Source organism: Pseudoxanthomonas sp. J35, from assembly GCF_000513995.1.
In the GTDB taxonomy this organism is placed as follows: Bacteria; Pseudomonadota; Gammaproteobacteria; order Xanthomonadales; family Xanthomonadaceae; genus Pseudoxanthomonas.
Map to the genome: position 1 here is coordinate 56953 of NZ_AZVB01000008.1, position 16423 is coordinate 73375.

General features: G+C 72.6%; 12 protein-coding genes, 4 tRNA genes and 3 pseudogenes. 10 read left to right on the plus strand and 9 right to left on the minus strand.

Going from position 1 to position 16423, the window contains the following annotated elements:
- Position 1: 1 nt before the first annotated feature.
- Complete coding sequence (locus tag PSEJ35_RS0106535) at positions 2-1723, minus strand: EAL domain-containing protein (protein ID WP_028917098.1); 1722 nt, start codon at positions 1721-1723, stop codon at positions 2-4.
- A gap of 2 nt (positions 1724-1725) precedes the next feature.
- Positions 1726-3321 (minus strand): ATP-binding protein, encoded by a 1596-nt coding sequence (locus tag PSEJ35_RS15585; protein ID WP_051412552.1) that lies wholly within the window; start codon positions 3319-3321, stop codon positions 1726-1728.
- 234 nt (positions 3322-3555) lie between these two features.
- Here PSEJ35_RS15585 and PSEJ35_RS15590 point away from each other — a divergent pair, with 234 nt between their 5' ends.
- Positions 3556-6360 (plus strand): bifunctional diguanylate cyclase/phosphodiesterase, encoded by a 2805-nt coding sequence (locus PSEJ35_RS15590; RefSeq protein ID WP_051412553.1) that lies wholly within the window; start codon positions 3556-3558, stop codon positions 6358-6360.
- Between the two features lie 32 nt (positions 6361-6392).
- On the opposite strand, the gene PSEJ35_RS17170 is transcribed toward PSEJ35_RS15590, so the two are convergent.
- The 3 genes and pseudogenes from PSEJ35_RS17170 to PSEJ35_RS16870 form a co-directional block, all read right to left on the minus strand.
- Positions 6393-6554: a hypothetical protein gene (locus PSEJ35_RS17170; RefSeq protein ID WP_156924744.1), complete on the minus strand. Its 162-nt coding sequence runs from the start codon at positions 6552-6554 to the stop codon at positions 6393-6395.
- A gap of 122 nt (positions 6555-6676) precedes the next feature.
- Complete coding sequence (locus PSEJ35_RS0106555; RefSeq protein ID WP_028917099.1) at positions 6677-7867, minus strand: methyl-accepting chemotaxis protein; 1191 nt, start codon at positions 7865-7867, stop codon at positions 6677-6679.
- Positions 7868-7930: 63 nt separating this feature from the next.
- Positions 7931-8107 (minus strand): annotated as a pseudogene (locus tag PSEJ35_RS16870) (DUF489 family protein); the annotation flags it as partial.
- A gap of 226 nt (positions 8108-8333) precedes the next feature.
- Between PSEJ35_RS16870 and PSEJ35_RS17180 the strand changes: the two are divergent.
- Both PSEJ35_RS17180 and PSEJ35_RS16610 read left to right on the plus strand, forming a co-directional pair.
- Positions 8334-8522, plus strand: a pseudogene (locus PSEJ35_RS17180) (Rid family hydrolase); the annotation flags it as partial.
- 22 nt (positions 8523-8544) lie between these two features.
- Complete coding sequence (locus tag PSEJ35_RS16610; protein WP_051412554.1) at positions 8545-9123, plus strand: 2'-5' RNA ligase family protein; 579 nt, start codon at positions 8545-8547, stop codon at positions 9121-9123.
- A gap of 8 nt (positions 9124-9131) precedes the next feature.
- Here the strand turns inward: PSEJ35_RS16610 and PSEJ35_RS0106575 are convergent, their stop codons facing one another.
- A complete protein-coding gene (locus PSEJ35_RS0106575) occupies positions 9132-10376 on the minus strand; it encodes a TIGR03862 family flavoprotein (RefSeq protein WP_028917100.1) in 1245 nt (414 codons plus the stop codon).
- Between the two features lie 7 nt (positions 10377-10383).
- Positions 10384-10824, minus strand: coding sequence for an FKBP-type peptidyl-prolyl cis-trans isomerase (locus tag PSEJ35_RS0106580; protein WP_028917101.1), 441 nt, complete (start codon positions 10822-10824; stop codon positions 10384-10386).
- Between the two features lie 73 nt (positions 10825-10897).
- Between PSEJ35_RS0106580 and PSEJ35_RS0106585 the strand changes: the two genes are divergently transcribed.
- The 6 genes from PSEJ35_RS0106585 to PSEJ35_RS0106610 all read left to right on the plus strand — a co-directional run bounded on the left by PSEJ35_RS0106585 (position 10898) and on the right by PSEJ35_RS0106610 (position 12737).
- Complete coding sequence (locus PSEJ35_RS0106585) at positions 10898-11251, plus strand: DUF6164 family protein (protein WP_028917102.1); 354 nt, start codon at positions 10898-10900, stop codon at positions 11249-11251.
- A gap of 36 nt (positions 11252-11287) precedes the next feature.
- The gene (locus tag PSEJ35_RS0106590; RefSeq protein WP_028917103.1) at positions 11288-12025 is read left to right on the plus strand and encodes a sulfurtransferase; all 738 of its coding nucleotides are present in this window, start codon (positions 11288-11290) and stop codon (positions 12023-12025) included.
- A gap of 87 nt (positions 12026-12112) precedes the next feature.
- Positions 12113-12188: transfer RNA gene (locus tag PSEJ35_RS0106595), tRNA-Ala, on the plus strand.
- 38 nt (positions 12189-12226) lie between these two features.
- Positions 12227-12302 (plus strand) — tRNA-Glu (locus PSEJ35_RS0106600).
- A gap of 245 nt (positions 12303-12547) precedes the next feature.
- Positions 12548-12623 (plus strand) — tRNA-Ala (locus tag PSEJ35_RS0106605).
- Positions 12624-12661: 38 nt separating this feature from the next.
- Positions 12662-12737 (plus strand) — tRNA-Glu (locus PSEJ35_RS0106610).
- Positions 12738-12870: 133 nt separating this feature from the next.
- Here PSEJ35_RS0106610 and PSEJ35_RS15605 read toward each other — a convergent pair.
- Both PSEJ35_RS15605 and PSEJ35_RS0106620 read right to left on the minus strand, forming a co-directional pair.
- Positions 12871-15153 carry a heavy metal translocating P-type ATPase gene (locus tag PSEJ35_RS15605; RefSeq protein ID WP_051412564.1) on the minus strand — a complete coding sequence of 761 codons (2283 nt, stop codon included), beginning with the start codon at positions 15151-15153 and terminating at the stop codon, positions 12871-12873.
- A 116-nt stretch (positions 15154-15269) separates the two neighbouring features.
- Positions 15270-15668, minus strand: a complete 399-nt coding sequence (locus PSEJ35_RS0106620; protein ID WP_028917104.1) for a heavy metal-responsive transcriptional regulator — start codon at positions 15666-15668, stop codon at positions 15270-15272.
- A 348-nt stretch (positions 15669-16016) separates the two neighbouring features.
- Between PSEJ35_RS0106620 and PSEJ35_RS15610 the strand changes: the two are divergent.
- Positions 16017-16418, plus strand: a pseudogene (locus PSEJ35_RS15610) (amino acid permease); the annotation flags it as partial.
- Positions 16419-16423: the final 5 nt, after the last annotated feature.

The following is a 16423-nucleotide window of genomic DNA, read 5'->3' on the forward strand; positions in this document are numbered from 1 at the left end:
CTCAGCCCGCCGCGTCACCGCGCAGCGGTCGGCGCTCGGCATGGGTGCGGAACGCCTGGCGGATGTGCTCGCGCAGCTCGTCCTCGTTCCAGGGCTTGGTCAGGAAACGGTAGATCGCGCCGCGGTTGATGGCGTCGGTTACCGTGGCCAGGTCGGTGTAGCCGGACAGCACCATGCGCACCGTGTCCGGGTAGAGCATCTTCACCCGGCCCAGGAACTCGGTGCCGCTCATGTCCGACATGCGCTGGTCGGAAAGGATGACCTGCACCTCGTTGGTGGCCAGCAGATCGAAGGCGTCGCGCACGTTGCCGGCCGCCAGGATGCGGTAGCCGTCGCGGCGGAACAGCCGCACCAGCGAGCGCAGCACGTTCTCCTCGTCGTCCACCAGCAGCAGGGTGAGGTCCTGCTTGCCGGCGGCGAACAGCTCCGGGCGCAGATAGCGGCGGCGCAGGGCGGTGCCGGCCGCCTCGGCGGGCATCGGCTCGCCGAACAGGTAGCCCTGGAAGACGTCGCAGTCGCTGCGCCGCAGGTAGCCCAGCTGCGCCTCGCTCTCCACGCCGTTGGCGATCACCTTCATGTCGAGCTGGTGGCCCATGGCGATGATGGCGCGGACGATGGCCGTCTCGCGCTCGGCCGCCGGCGCGGTGCGGATGAAGCTGCGGTCCACCTTGAGCATGTCCACCGGGTAGCGCACCAGCGCGCTGAGGCTGGAGTCGCCGGTGCCGAAGTTGTCCAGCACCAGGCCCACCCCCTCGCGGCGCAGGGCCGCCAGGCTTTCGTGGATCGGGGTCACGTTGCCGGCCAGGGCGTTTTCGTTGATCTCCAGCACCAGGCACTTGGGCGGAATGCCGGCCTGGCGCAGCAGTTCCAGCACCTCAGCGGTGAAGCCGGGCCGCAGCAGCTGCAAGGTGGAGACGTTCACCGCCAGGAACAGGTCGTCGAAGCCGGCCGCGCGCCACTGCCGCAGCTGGGCGATGGCGCTTTCCAGCACCCAGGCGCCGATCTGCACCACCACGCCCAGCCGCTCGGCCGTGGGCATGAAGCGCTCGGGCACCATCAGCCCGAGGGTCGGCGACTGCCAGCGCAGCAGCGCCTCCATGCCGACCACGCGGCCGTCGCGGGCGCTGATTTCCGGCTGGAAGCGCAGGCGCAGCTCGCCGTTCGGGATCGCGTCCACGATCTGCCGCGCGATGACGCTCTCGTTGTGGACGTTCTCCAGGCTCTGCCCGCCGTAGAACTGGATGCGCTCGCCGCCGTGGCTGGCCTGGCGCGCGGCGATCTCGGCCATGCGCAGCAGGGCGTCGGCGCTGCACCCATGGAGGGGACACAGGCTGATGCCGGCCTTGGCGCTGAGGAACAGGGTGTAGGGCAGCACGCTCAGCGGCAGCTCAGCCTCGGCCAGCAGTTCCTCGGCCAGGACCTCCGGGGCCGGCATTCCGGGGAGCAACGGGATGGCGGCCACGAACTCGTCGCTGCCGTGGCGCCACACCCGGCCGCGCCCGTGCAGCAGCACGTCCAGGCGCCGCGCCAGCAACTCCAGCGCCTGGTCGCCCACGGCCACGCTCATGTTCTCGTTGACCGAGGCGAAGTGGTCGATGTCCAGGTGCAGCAGCATCAGCGGCGGGCCGTCGCCGATGGCGGCCTCGACCATCGCCTGCAGCAGCGGATGCCCGGCGCCCAGGCGGCCGGGGCTGGGGCCGGCATCGGATGGCAGCGCGGACATGCTCACCCCGCCTCCGCTTGCGCCCCGTAGGGCAGTTGCAGCCGGATCCGGGTGCCCTGGCCGGGACCGGTGTCGATCTGCAGGCGTCCGCCGGCGCTCTGCGCGCGCTCGCGCATGATCGCCAGGCCCAGCCCGCGCGCGCGCGCCGGCTCGAAGCCGCAGCCGTCGTCGTCCACGACCAGGCACAGGGACCGGCCGTCCTGGTCGCGCAGTGCCAGGACGATGGCCCGGGCGCCGGCATGGCGCAGCGCGTTGGTCAGCGCCTCCTGCGCGATGCGGAAGCAGGCCTGTTCCACCTCGCGTTCCGGGCGCCGCGGCAGCGACCGGATGTCCAGCTCCAGCGCCACCGCGGTGCTGCGGAACAGGATCCCCGCGTGCCAGCGCAGCGCCGCCTCCAGGCCTAGCGCGTCCAGTTGCGGCGGGCGCAGCAGCATCGACAGGTTGCGCAGCTTCTCCAGGGTGGCGTCGGCGGTGGCGGCGATGTCCTGCAGGTCCTCGCGGAGGCGCTCGCCGTCCTCCTCGGCCATGGCCGCGTGCGCCGACAGCTTCATCGCGGTGATCGCCTGGCCGATGTCGTCGTGCAGCTCGCGCGAGATCGCGCGGCGCTCGTCCTCCTGCGCGGAGAACAGCCGCCGTGCCATGGCCTGCAGTTCCTGGTTGCCGGCGACCAGGGCCTCGCGCATCCGTTCCGGCTCGCTCAGGTCCCGCACCAGCAGCAGCCTCGCCGGGCCGCCATCGTGCGGCGCCCGGCCACAGGCCAGCGCAGCGCGAAAGACGCTGCCGTCGCTGCGCCGCATTCGGGCCACGCCGTCCGGCAGCGGCCCGCCGTCCAGCCACCGCTGCAGCGCAGGCAGGTCCTTGCCCGTCGCCAGCGCCGAGAGCGGTTGTCCCTCGAGCGCCTCGGCCGGCCGGCCGAACAGCGCCGCGCAGGCCGGGTTGGCCCAGGCCACGCGCTGGCCGGCCAGGAGCAGCAGCCCGTCGGGGACCATGCGCACGAGCTCGCGGAGCTGTTGCTCGCGCTCGTCCAGCAGCTGCCGCGCCTGCTCCAGGGCGTGTCGGGCGTGGACCTCGCCGCTGCGGTCGTGCAGCACCGCCAGGCGCAGCCGGCCGTCGTCGCCGGCCAGCGCGACGCTGCGCAGTTCCACTTCGCGCACGCTGCCGTCGCGCAGGCGCAGGCGCCCGGGCCCGCCTTCCGGCGCCAGCGCGGCGGCGCCTCCCGCCTCCGGTTGCCACAGCGCGCCCATGTCCATGCCGCGTAGCGCCTCGCACGGCCACCCCAGCAGTGCGCCGGCGGCCGGGTTGGCCTCGGCGATGCGAGCCGTGTCCGGGTCGTAGGTCCACATGGGGACCGGATGGGCGTGGAACAGTTCGCGATGGCGCGCCCTCCAGTCCAGGGCGCGCTGCCGCCAGTCGCGCAGGCCGCGGACCAGCGGCCGCAGCAGCAGGCCGAGCAGGAGGGCCGTGGCCAGGATCCACACACCGTCCTTGTAGCCCTGGAGCCGGGCCAGGACGGCGGCGTCCCCCCCGGCCCACCAGGCCGCCGCGCGGTCGCTGGCGGCGATCCATGCCGCCCCCGTGATCAGGTACAGCGCCGGCATGCCCCAGGCGATGGCCCGGAGCCGAGCGCGGCCCGGGCCGGGCGCATCGTCGGCCGCGGTTGCGCGCCGGCGCGCTCCGGATCCCACCTCGCGCATCGAGTCCCCCTGGGCAAACGTCACCCCGCAGAGCATATCAGGCGGCGCCGCGCCTCCCGCAGGCTCAACAATCGGCCCGGTGCGCCGCTAACGCCTCGAGGGCTCCGATGGACGGGGTCGGTCAGGAGCAAGCCCGGCGTGGATCCAGGTGCAATCGCCAGCCTGTTGCAACACCCCATAGGCAGCGCCTTGCTGGTGCTGGACCGCGACGGCCGGGTGCTGGCCGCCAACCCGGCCGCACAGGCGCTGGCGCTGCCGGAGGCGGCGGGGACGTACGCGATGCTGTTGCAGGACCTGCGGCAGCAGTTGGCCGCCGGCGCCCTGCACGCCGTCGCCTGCAGCCTCCCGGGGCCCGGCCGCCGGCTCGACGGCTGGCTGCGCGCGGTGCGCGATCCGGACGGGGGCGTGCTGGCCTACACCCTGAGCATTCCCGACCCGGAAGGCGCCAGCCGCTGGCAGGTGGCGCTGGACAGCGCCGGCCACGGCCTCTGGGACTGGGACATCGGCGCCAACCGCATCTTCCGCTCGGACAGCTGGCTGGCCATGCTCGGCTACACCGCCGAGGACGTGGCCGGCGGCGGCCTGGAGGCGGCGCTGTCCCTGGTCCACCCCGATGACCTGGAGCGGGTGCGCGAGAGCGTGCGCGCGCACCTGGAGGGCCGCACCGACGTCTACGTGTGCGAACACCGGCTGCGCCAGTGCGACGGAAGCTGGCGCTGGGTGCGCGACAGCGGCCGGGTCGTGGCCTGGTCGGCCGACGGCCGGCCGCTGCGCATGGTCGGCACCCATACCGCGATCGACGCGCAGAAGCAGTTGGAAGAGCGCCTGCGCCGGCAGCAGGCGCTGCTGGAGGAAGTGCAACGCATCGCCGGCATGGTGCCCTGGTCGTGGGATCCGCGTACCGACACCGGCTGGTGGCCGCGGGAACTCTATCGCCTGGCCGGCCAGGCGCCGCGGCCGAAGGACTCGGCCCGCGCCTGGCTGCGGCAGCTGCCGCGCCCGGCCGCGGCCGCGCTCCGCCGCGCCTGGCGGCGGATGCGGGCCGACGGCCGGTCGGTGGGCTTCGACCTGGAGCTGCGCGACGTCCAGGGCCGGCCGCTGCACCTGCAGGCCTGGGCCCGTCCGCAGCTGGACGCGGCGGGCCACATCGTGGGCGTGGTCGGCCAGGTCCAGGACGTGACCGCGCAGCGGCACGCCGATGCGCTGCTGCGCTGGCGCACCGAACTGCTGGAGCGGGTGTCGGCGCTGGGCCACATCGGCGGCTGCGAGATCGAGCCGGACAGCCGGCAGGTGCAGTGGACCGAGGAGTGCTGCCGGATCCACGGCCTGCCGCCGGGCCTGCTGGCGCTGGACGACGCACTGGCCCTGTACACGCCCGAGTCGCGCGAAGCGTTCGAGGCGGCGCTGGCGCGGCTGGCCGGAGGCGGCCCGCGCGAGCAGCTGGAACTGTGCTTCTACCGCCGCGACGGCCAGCGGGTATGGGTGCAGGTGCTGGTGGAACTGGACGGCGGCCGCGACGGCATGCCGCCGCGCTTCGTGGCGCTGTTCCGCGACATCAGCCGCGAGCGCGAGACCAGCGAGCGCATCGAACTGCTCTCGCACTACGACCTGCTGACCGGGCTGCCCAATCGCTATCTGCTGCGCGAGCAGGCCGAGCAGGCCATCGCCGCCGAACGCGGCGGCGCCGAACCGGGCCTGGCGCTGCTGCTGGTGGACCTGGACGGCTTCAAGAGCATCAACGATTCCTTCGGGCACGCCGCCGGCGACGCCATGCTCAAGGCCGCGGCCGGGCGCATGCACCACACCCTGAAGGCCGAGGACCTGTTCGGACGCTTGGGCGGGGACGAGTTCCTGGTGGCGCTGCGCGGCCCGGCCCGCGCGGCCGAGGCCGAGACCGCGGCACGGCGGCTGATCGCGGTCCTGTCCGAGCCGCTGGCGTTCGGAAACGACAACCTCAAGGTGGGCGCCAGCGTCGGCATCGCGCTGCTGGGCCGCGACGGCCAGGCCTTCGACGAGCTGCTGCGCGCGGCCCACGCCGCGCTGCGCGTGGCGCGCGAGCGCGGCCGCAACGGCTGGCAGGTCCACAACGACGAGATCCAGCGCCGCACCCGGCGGCGGATGGAGATCGAGTACGCGCTGCGCGGCGCACTGGAGCGCGAGGAATTCACCCTGGTCTACCAGCCGCAGGTCGGAGTCCGCGACGGCCAGCCGCCGGGCATCGAGGCGCTGCTGCGCTGGCACTGGCCCGGCGGTCCCTGCCATCCGAGCGAGTTCATCCCCATCGCAGAGGAATGCGGCGAGATCGTCCGGCTCGGCGACTGGGTCATCAGCGAGGCTTGCCGCCAGGCCGTGGCCTGGCACGCGGCGGGCCTGAACTTCGGCCGCATCGCGGTCAACGTCTCGGGCGTGCAGCTGCGCGACCGCGGCTTCGGCGACCGCGTGGTGGCGCTGTGCCAGCGCGCCGGCTGGCCGCCCGGGCGCCTGGAGCTGGAGCTGACCGAGTCGTCGCTGATCCTGGACAGCGAGGGCCTGCGGCAGTGCTTCCAGGTGCTGGAACGGCACGGCGTGCAGCTGGCCGTGGACGATTTCGGCACCGGTTTCTCCAACCTGCATTACCTCAACCGCTTCCCGGTTCAGCGGCTGAAGATCGACCGCAGCTTCATCTCCGACATGCTCCGCGACGCCAGCGCCGGGGAGGTCACCCAGGCCATCATCCACCTCGGCCATGCGCTGGGCATGCGGGTGGTGGCCGAAGGGGTGGAAACCGCGGAGGAACAGGCCCAGCTGCGCGCGTGGGGATGCGACGAAGTCCAGGGCTACCTGCACACGCGGCCGCTGCCGCCGCGCGAACTGGCGCAGTGGCTGCGCGCGGCCAACGAGGCCGGCGCGCCCCTGGGCGGGGCCGCCTGGCAGGGGCTGAAGTCCCGCGCTTCCTCGCACTGACGCCGCGCCGGCCACGGCGGCGGCCGACGCCCTCAATCGCCCTGCCGGGCACCGCTCGCGGCCAGGCCCGGCGACGCCAGGTCCCAGCCGATGCAGGCGTCGACCGGGTCCACCCCGCAGGGGACGGGCGCGGTCTGCCGCAGCGTCTCCAACTCACGCAGGGCCAGCGTCTCCAGGCGCGCCAGCGCCGGCACGGAGACCGCCTCGGCGCCCGGGCCTGTGCCCGATGCCGGTTCCGCACACGGCGCGGCCCCGGGACGGGCGCCGGGGCCGGGAAGGGGCGGGCGATGTCCGGGGCCGGCCGCAGACACGGGAGTCAGAACAGTTCCACGGTGCCCGCGCTCATGGTCTGCTGCGTCACCGGCTTGTGCGGCGGCTGCTCCCATTCCCCGCACAGGTCGCGCAGGCGCTGGCCCAGCCGCTGCAGCGCGCGCAGCAGTTCCTCGTCGCTGGCCCCGTTGCTGCGGTGGAGCAGGTCCTGCAGGGCCAGCGCCTCGCGGTTGATCGCGTCCAGCCGGTCCAGGTGCACGTGGGCCCCGCCCAGCGCCTGGGTGGCGATGTCCTCGAACTGCAAGGCGCGCACCGCTTCGGCGACGCTGCCGTCGATGGCGCGGCCGCACTCGGATATCTCGCGCATCCCTTCGCCCAGCGAGGCGTTGATCGCGGCCACGTTCTGCAGCATGGCCGCGGCCTCGGCGCGCGCCTCGCGCGAACGGTCCAGGTCGCGCGAGGCCATCTGCGACACCGTCTCGCGCACCTTGGCGATGGCGTCCTTGGAGCTGTGGGCCAGCTTGCGGATCTGCTCGTTGAAGGTGGTCGAGCGTTCGGACAGGTTGCGCACCTCGTCGGCAACGACCGCGAAGCCGCGCCCGGCCTCGCCGGCGCGGGCGGCCTCGATGGCCGCGTTCAACGCCAGCAGGTTGGTCTGGTCGGCGATGGATTTCACGTCCTCCAGCAGCGCGAAGATGCCGTCCAGGTGCTGGGCCATCTGGTCGATGTGCTGCACCGTGGTCGTGCTCTGGCCGGCCACCTGCTCCAGCGCCTCCACCAGCTGTTCCATGCGCTGGCTGGCGTGCTGGGCGAAGCGGGCCACGTCCACCCCGCCGGCGCCGTCCTGGTCGGCGACGATCCGGGCCATGGCCTGGCTCTGCAGGCGCGACTTGCGGTTCATCGCCTCGAAACTGCCGCCCAGCCCCGCCACCGCCTGGCGGATCAGTTCGCGGGCACGGTCGATCTCGTGGCGCGAGCCCTCGATCTCCTTGCCGACGAAGCTGCGCAGGTCCGCGAGCAGTTGCTCCTGCTCGCGGACCACCCGCAGGTGCTCGGCCGAGCGCGGCGCCGGGACGCCGCGCAGCAACAGCCAGGCGGCGAAACCGAACCAGCTCAGGGTCAGCGTGGTCAGGATCGCCCAGCGCACCGGAGCGGGCCAGTCGAAGCCGACGGCGATGGGAGCCAGGAGGGTCAGCACCAGCGGTGCGGCCATGCGGAAGAGCAAGCGGGAGTCCATGGGCGATCTCTGCGGAACCACGTCCGCAGTATCGGCCGCCCGCCGAGGGGCTTTAGCCGCGGCTCAGCGCAACTGCCGCCCGATCGCCTCGAGCATGGGCCGCCGCCCGAGCAGGAACTGCCACTGGCTGCCGCCCACCTGCCGCCACAGCATCGCCGAGCGCACCGCCGCCAGCAGCGGCGCGCGGATCTCGGAGACCACGCCGGCCTGGCCCAGGTAGTGGGGATTGCCCTGGACCATTCCGTTTGCCGCGGCCCGGTGTGCCGGTCCGGCCCCCGGCTTTCGTCATGGGCGGCGCAGACAGCGGGGTGCTATGAAAGTGCGACCGGGGAGAACGCCGCCATGGGCGGCGGCCCCGTCGTCCTCCGGGGACCGCCATGCCCCTACGTCGCGACCTGTTGAAGCTCGGCGCACTCGCCGCCGCTGCCGCCGCCATTCCTTCGCCGCCATCGGCCGCGGCCCCCGTGCCGGCGCCGACAAGACCCGGATCCTGCGTGCGCAGGTCTTCCTGGCCGACATCGCCGACATCGCGGGCATGAACGAGGCGTGGGACGCCTGGGGGGCGCCCGGCCACGCGCCGCCGCGTGCCACGGCGGAAGCCCGGCTGGCCCGGCCCGAGTGGAAGGTCGAGATCGTGGTCACGACCACGGTCTAGCACGGGGGGAGCGATGTCCGGGATGGCCGAGGACCTGTTCGGAACGCCCGCCGGGCACCACAGCCTGTTCCTGGCCCTGCTGCCCGACGCAGCCACGGTCCAGGCCCTGCGGGCCGCGCAACGCGCGCTGGAGGCCGGCCTGCCGCCGCAGCGTGGCCCGGGCGTGCCGGACGAACGGCTGCACCTGACCCTGCATTGGCTGGGGGAATGGCCGCAGTTGCCGGAACTGACGGTGGACGCCGCCCGTGCCGCGGCCGCGTCGGTGCGCCAGGCGCCCTTCGTTGCGCGCCTGGACATGGCCGATTGTTTCGGCCGCGGCGAAGCGGTCTGGGTGCTGCGCTGCGCCGCCCCGCCGCCGGATCTGCATGCCCTGTACGATCGCTTGGCGACGGCGCTGGTCCGGCAGCGGATCCGGCTGCCGTCCACCAGTCCCTTCGTGCCGCACGCGACGCTGCGCCGACGCGCCAGCATCCGTTTCCCGGCGCGGGCGATTCCGCCAGTGGGCTGGCCCGCGGCCGACTTCGCCTTGGTGCACAGCCAGCGCGACGCCGCCGGCACGGTGTACCGCGTGCTCGGTCGCTGGCCGCTGCGGGCCGCTTGACCGCCCGGTCAGCCGCACCGCCGCAGCCGCTGCGCGGCAGCCAGCCCCGCGCGGCGGCCGCTGGCGAAGCAGGCGGTGAGCAGATAGCCGCCGGTCGGGGCTTCCCAGTCCAGCATCTCGCCGGCGCAGAACACGCCGGGCAGGGCGGCCAGCATCAGGCTCTCGTCCAGCGCTTCCAGGCGCACGCCCCCGCCGCTGCTGATGGCCTCCTCGAGCGGGCGCGGCCGCCGCAGCACCAGCGGCAAACGCTTGAGTGCGTCGGCCACGCGGTCCATGTCGGCCAATGCGGAGGGATCGAGCGCCTCGCGCAGCAGTGCGGCCTTGACCCCGCTCACGCCGGCATGGCGCCGCAGATGCTCGCCCAGGCTGCGACCGTTGCGCGCACGCGCCAGGTCGCGGCGCAGGCGGCCGGCCTCGCGGCCCGGCACCAGGTCCAGCCAAAGCCGCGCCCGGCCGTCGCGGGCGATCGCCTCGCGCAGCGGCACCGACAGTGCATAGATCAGGCTGCCCTCGATCCCGGTGGCGGTGGCCACGCATTCGCCCTGCAGCGCATGTTCGCGGCCGTCGGCATCGCGCCAGTGCGCGACCACCGGCTTGAGCGGTGCGCCGGCGTGGCGCTGGGCGAAGTGCGCGCTCCAGCCGATGTCGAAGCCGCAGTTGGACGGGACCAGCGGCGCCACGTCCACCCCCTGTGCCTGCAGCGCCGGGACCCAGGCGCCATCGGAACCGAGCTGCGGCCAGCTGCCGCCGCCCAATGCCAGCACGGTGGCGCCGGCGCGGAAGGCGCGTTCGCCCTCCGGCGTGGCGAAGCGCAGCGCGCCGTCTTCATCCAAGCCCAGCCAGCGGTGCTGCACATGGAAGCGCACGCCCTGGTCCTTGAGCCGGCGCACCCAGCCGCGCAGCAGCGGGGCGGCCTTGCGGTCCAGCGGGAACACGCGGTCGGAAGTGCCGACGTAGGTATCCACGCCCAGGCCGCGCGCCCACTCGCGCAGGTCGTCCGCGCCGAAGTCGCGCAGCCAGGCGGCGACCTCGGCCTCGCGCACGCCATAGCGCCGGGCGAAGCCGGGCATGGGTTCGGCGTGGGTCAGGTTGAGGCCGCCCTTGCCGGCGATCAGGAACTTGCGCCCGACCGAGCCCTTGGCCTCGAACAGGTCCACTTCCAGGCCGGAAGCGCGCGCGGTTTCGGCGGCCATCAGGCCGGCCGGGCCACCGCCGACGACGGCCAGGCCGGGGAGTGCGGTTGCAGGAGACATGGCCGGCTCAGCGCGGCTTGACGTCCAGCAGCTCGACCTCGAACACCAGCGATGCGTTGGGCGGGATCACCCGGCCGGCGCCGCGGCGGCCGTAGGCGTAATCGGAGGGGATGAGCAGGGTGCGCTTGCCGCCCACGCGCATGCCCGCCACGCCGTCGTCCCAGCCGCGGATCACCTGGCCGGCGCCGAGCAGGAAGGTGAACGGTTCGCCGCGGTCGCGCGAACTGTCGAACTTGCGGCCGCGCCGGTCCGGCGCGCTCTCGTCGTACAACCAGCCGGTGTAGTGCACGGTGACGTCGCTGCCGCTGGTGGCGATCGCGCCATCGCCGACCTGCTCGTCGATCCGCTGCAGTTCGGCGACGCTGCCGCCGGGCGGAATGCCCGGTTCGCCGGCGCACCCGGCCAGGAACAGGAAGGACGACAGCAGCAGGACGGTCAGGCGGCGCATGGCGGGCGGGGAGAGAAGACGCGGGCGGCAAGGGTAACCGATGCGGCCTTGCCGGCCGCCGTATCATGCGCGCATGGCGAGGCTGCTGTTCCCCCTGCGCAACGTGCCCGAGGACGAGGCCGACGAGGTCCGCGCCCTGCTGACCCGGCACGGCATGGACTGGTACGAAACCCGCCCCGGGCCCTGGGGCATCTCCGCCGGCGGCCTGTGGCTGCGCGATCCCGCTGCCTATCCCGAGGCGCGTCGCCTCCTCGACGAGTACCAGCAGGCGCGCCGCGAGCGCGTCCGCGCGGAGCTGCGCGAACACGGCCAGCCCGGCTTCCTCGACCTGCTGCGCGAGCGCCCCGGCTACGTCGTGCCGCGACTGCTGGCGATGATCGCCATCATCGCGCTGATGCTTGCGCTGCCCTGGCTGCTGCTGCGCTGAACCGTCGCGCCGCGGCCGGCCGCCTACAATAGGCGGATGCTGAACGTTGCCGCTTACCACTTCTTCGCCGTGGACGATCCGACGGAGCTGGCCCGCACCCTGCGTGAGGCCGCCACCGCAGCCGCCCTGAAGGGCACCGTCCTGGTTGCCCCGGAGGGGCTCAACCTGTTCCTCGCCGGCGAGGAACCGCTCCTGCGCAAGTTCATGAAGATGCTCGCCGGGCTCCCGGGCGTGGAAGGCCTGCAGGCCAAATACAGCCACAGCCGCCGCGCCCCGTTCGGCCGGCTGCGGGTGAAGGTGAAGCCGGAGATCATCAGCTTCCGCCGTCCGCAGGCCACGCCGCTGGCCACCGGCGAGCGCGCCCCCGTGGTGAACCCGCCGACCCTCGCGCGCTGGCTGGGGCAGGGTGGCCGCGACGACCAGGGCAGGCCGGTGGTGCTGCTCGACACCCGCAACGCGCAGGAAGTGGAGTACGGCACCTTCGCCGGCGCGCTGACCCTGCCGATCACGCGCTTCACCGAGTTGCCAGCCGCCCTGGAACCGCACCGCGAGGCGCTGCGCGACGCCACCGTGGTCAGCTTCTGTACCGGCGGCATCCGCTGCGAGAAGGCCGCACTGTGGATGCGCCAGGACGGCATGGACAACGTGCTGCAGCTGGACGGCGGGATCCTGGGTTACTTCGAGCAGGTCGGCGGGCTCGGCTACGACGGCCGCTGCTTCGTGTTCGACGAGCGGGTGGCGCTGGACCCGGCCCTGCGGCCGCTGACGGACTGAGTGCCGCGGACGGCTTCCTGAAAAATCTTTCACGGAAGGCTTGCGCGGGGCGGAAAGCCTGAATACAATTTCGCTCCTCAGCTTCGTGGGGCCATAGCTCAGCTGGGAGAGCGCTTGCATGGCATGCAAGAGGTCGCCGGTTCGATCCCGGCTGGCTCCACCAAACTCTTCGTCACCCGACGCGAGTTGCGACAGTTCCAAGTCCCCATCGTCTAGAGGCCTAGGACATTACCCTTTCACGGTAGCGACCGGGGTTCGAATCCCCGTGGGGACGCCATCTACACCACCGAGGGCTGCCGCAAGGCGGCCCTCGGTGTTTCTGCGCCAGGTGTATCGGTGGTGCATCATCGGCACGCGGAGCACAGGTCGGATTGATCGATCGCCCGTGCGACGCACATGCCAAAGGTCGAGTGCGACGCACATGCCAAAGGTCGAGCCACGCCCGGTCCGGTAACTGGCACCTGATGGACCCCCTGTTTTCCTGACCCCGGCTTCCTATACAATCTCGCGCCTCAGCTTCGTGGGGCCATAGCTCAGCTGGGAGAGCGCTTGCATGGCATGCAAGAGGTCGCCGGTTCGATCCCGGCTGGCTCCACCAAACTCTTCGTCACCCGACGCGAGTTGCGACAGTTCCAAGTCCCCATCGTCTAGAGGCCTAGGACACTACCCTTTCACGGTAGCGACCGGGGTTCGAATCCCCGTGGGGACGCCAACTGCATACACGAAGGGCCGCCGGAAGGCGGCCCTTCGTGTTCCTGCGCCGGAACATCCGCGCCGTGTCATCACGTACGCAGGAAGTGGCGGCCCGCTTCGATTGCGTGGCCGGCCCGGTCGCACCGCGGCGCTCATCCCCGGGCAACCGGGCGCAAGCGCAGGCGCAGCGCGTTGCCGACCACCGAGACCGAGCTGAGGCTCATTGCCAGCGCCGCCAGCATCGGCGACATCACCAGGCCGGTGAACGGGTACAGCACGCCCGCCGCGACCGGCACGCCAAGCGCGTTGTAGAACAGGGCGAAGCCCAGGTTCTGGCGCATGTTGCGCACGGTCGCGCGCGAGACCCCGATGGCGTCGGCGATGCCGCGCAGGTCGCCACGCACCAGGGTGACCTGGGCGCTGGACATGGCCACGTCGGTGCCGGTGCCCATGGCGATGCCGACGTCCGCCGCGGCCAGCGCGGGCGCGTCGTTGATGCCGTCGCCGGCCATCGCCACGCGCCGGCCTTCGCGCTGCAGGCGCGAAACCAGTTCGACCTTGGCGGCCGGGGTCATCTCGCCGTGAGCCTCGTCGATGCCCAAGCGCGCGGCGGTCCAGCGCACCGTGGCCTCGCCGTCGCCGCTGGCAACGATGATGCGCAGGCCGGCCGCGTGGAGGCGTGCAAGGGCCGCGGCCGTGGTCTCCTTGATCGTGTCGGCGACCGCGAGCAGGCCCGCCGCTGCGCCGTCGATCGCCAGGAACACGACGCTGGCGCCTTCGCTGCGCAGCGCTTCAGCGCGGGCCTGCAGGGACTGCACGTCGACGCGTGCCTCCTGCATCAACGCCGCCGAGCCGAGCAACAGCGCGCTTCCATCGACCCGGCCACGCACGCCGGCACCGGTATCCGCTTCGAACTCCTGTGTCGGCAGCAGGGCGATGCCGCGGCGTCGGGCCTCGGCGACGATCGCGATCGCCAACGGATGCTCGCTGCCGGCCTCCAGGCTGGCGGCCAGTTGCAGCACGCGGTCTTCCGCGTGCGCTGCGATAACGACGAGTTCTCGGAACGCGGGGCGGCCTTCGGTGAGGGTACCGGTCTTGTCGACCACCACGGTGTCCACCTGCTGCAGGCGTTCGAGCGCCTCGGCGTCGCGGAACAGCACGCCCAGCCGCGCGGCGCGGCCGGTGGCCACCATCACCGACATCGGCGTGGCTAAGCCCAGCGCACACGGGCAGGCGATGATCAGGACCGAGACGGCGCTGAGGATGGCGCGGCTCCAGGCCGGGTCCGGTCCGAACAGGCCCCAGGCCAGCAGGCTGGCCACGGCCACGACGGCCACGCCCAGCACGAACCAGCGCGCCACCCGGTCGGCCAGCTTCTGCATCGGCGCGCGCGAACGCTGCGCCTGCGCCACCAGCTGCACGATGCGGGCCAGCACCGTATCCGCGCCGACCCGGGTCGCGCGCACCACCAGCGCGCCGGTGCCGTTGAGGGTCGCGCCGACCACGGCATCGCCCGGTGCCTTCGCCACCGGCATCGGTTCGCCGCTGAGCATGGATTCGTCCACGTGCGAGCGGCCCTCCAGGACCACCGCGTCGACCGGCACCTTCTCGCCGGGGCGCACGCGCAGGCGGTCGCCGGGCCGCAGCTCGGCCACGGACACGTCCTCCTCGCTGCCGTCGTCGCGCAGCCGGCGCGCGGTGGCCGGCGCCAGCTCCAGCAGCTCGCGCAGCGCCGAGGAGGTGCGCGAGCGCGCGCCCAGTTCCAGCAGCTGCCCGAGCAGGGTGAGCGAGACGATGGTCGCGGCCGCCTCGAAGTAGACGCCGGCGCGGCCATGCTCGTGGAAGGCGGCCGGGAACCAGCTCGGCGCCAGCGTGGCGACGACGCTGTAGCCGTACGCGGCCAGCACGCCGGTGCCGATCAGCGTCCACATGTTCGGGGTGCGCGTGGCCAGCGACGTGGCCCAGCGCTGCAGGAACGGCCAGCCGCACCACAGCACCACCGGCGTGGCCAGGACCAGCTCGATCCAGCTGCGCGTCGCCGCGCCCACGCCGGGCAGCAGCTGGTGTCCCCACATCGCCAGCAGCATGGTCGCCGCGGTCAGCGGCAGCGAGACGATGAAGCGGCGGCGGAAGTCGGTGCGTTCCGGATTCTCGCCTTCGTCGAGCGAGGGCATCATCGGCTCCAGCGCCATGCCGCAGACCGGGCAGGTCCCGGGGCCATCGCGCACGATTTCCGGATCCATCGGACAGGTGTACAGCGTGCCGGCGGGCGCCGGTTCCGGCGTTGGCGCCGGCTTCTCGCCGGTGTAGCGCGCCGGGTCGGCCAGGAAACGTTCGCGGCAGCGCGCCGCGCAGAAGTACCAAGTGCGGCCACGATGCGCGACATGGTGCGGAGTGCGTTCCGGGTCCACGCTCATCCCGCAGACCGGGTCGATCTCGCGGCGCCCGGACGGCGGGGCAGCATGCGCGGCCGCGGCTGCCTCGTGGCCCTTCGGAGCGCCGTGCTGGCAGCAGCAGCTGCGGGCGGGGGAGGGGGCTGCGTCGTGGCCGTTCATTCGCGCTCTCCGGCCAGGGCGGACATGATCGGGCACTCGCTCAGCGAGCCGTGCCCGGGGCAGGCCGCGACCAGTTCCTGCAGCGCGTTGCGGACGCGCTGCAGCTCCTCGATGCGCTGCTCGATCAGCTGCAGTTTCTCCCACGCCGTGGTGCGGACCGCCGCCATGTCGCCGCTGCGGTTGTCGCTGAGGGCGAGCAGGCCGCGGATCTCGTCCAGGCCGAAGCCCAGCTCCTTGGCGCGGCGGATGAAGCGCAGCCGGCGCACGTCGTCCGGTCCGTATTCGCGGTAGCCGTTGGCGGCGCGGCGCGGAGGCGGGAGCACCTGCTCGCGTTCGTAGTAGCGGATGGTGTCGATGGCGACCCGGGTCTGCCGGGCAAGCTGGCCGATGTTCATGGCGGCACCAATGGAGAGGGAGCCCTATTGTCGACCCTGGACCTTGCTCAAGGGTCAAGGGTCGCCAGCTCTGCTCGCATCACTTCAAGTTGTCGACATACGTAATTGATATAAAGTGAAATTGCTGATTCCCTGGTTCTGCAATCCGGAGAGCTCCCGGCCCCCCGGCCTCGCCATCCAGGGCCGGAAGCGGCGCCGACGGGCGCGCGACCTTTCATGCGCCCATAACAGGCGGGCGAAGCAGCATGGTCCCCGGCCAGCCCCGGTGCGGGCGGGGCAGCGGAGCGAGCCATGGCATCCGATATCAAGATCTCCAGGCTCCACCTCACCGCGATGGTCGTCGGCAGCATGGTCGGTGCCGGCATCTTCGCCCTCCCGAGTACCTTCGCCGGCGCCACCGGCCCGCTGGGTGCGCTGATCGCCTGGGTGATCGCCGGCACCGGCATGTTCATGCTGGCGCGGGTGTTCCAGTTCCTCGCCGAGCGCAAGCCGGACCTGGACGCCGGCGTGTTCGCCTACGCGCGGGAAGGCTACGGCGACTACCCCGGCTTCCTGTCCGCGTTCGGCTACTGGATGGGCAGCTGCATCGGCAACGTGTCCTACTGGGTACTGATCAAGTCCACCCTCGGCGCCTTCTTCCCGGTGTTCGGCGACGGCAACACGGTGGTCGCCATCCTGGTCGCCTCGGTGGGCATTTGGCTGTTCCACTTCATGATCCTGCGCGGGGTGAAGCAGGCCGCGGCGATCAACTACGT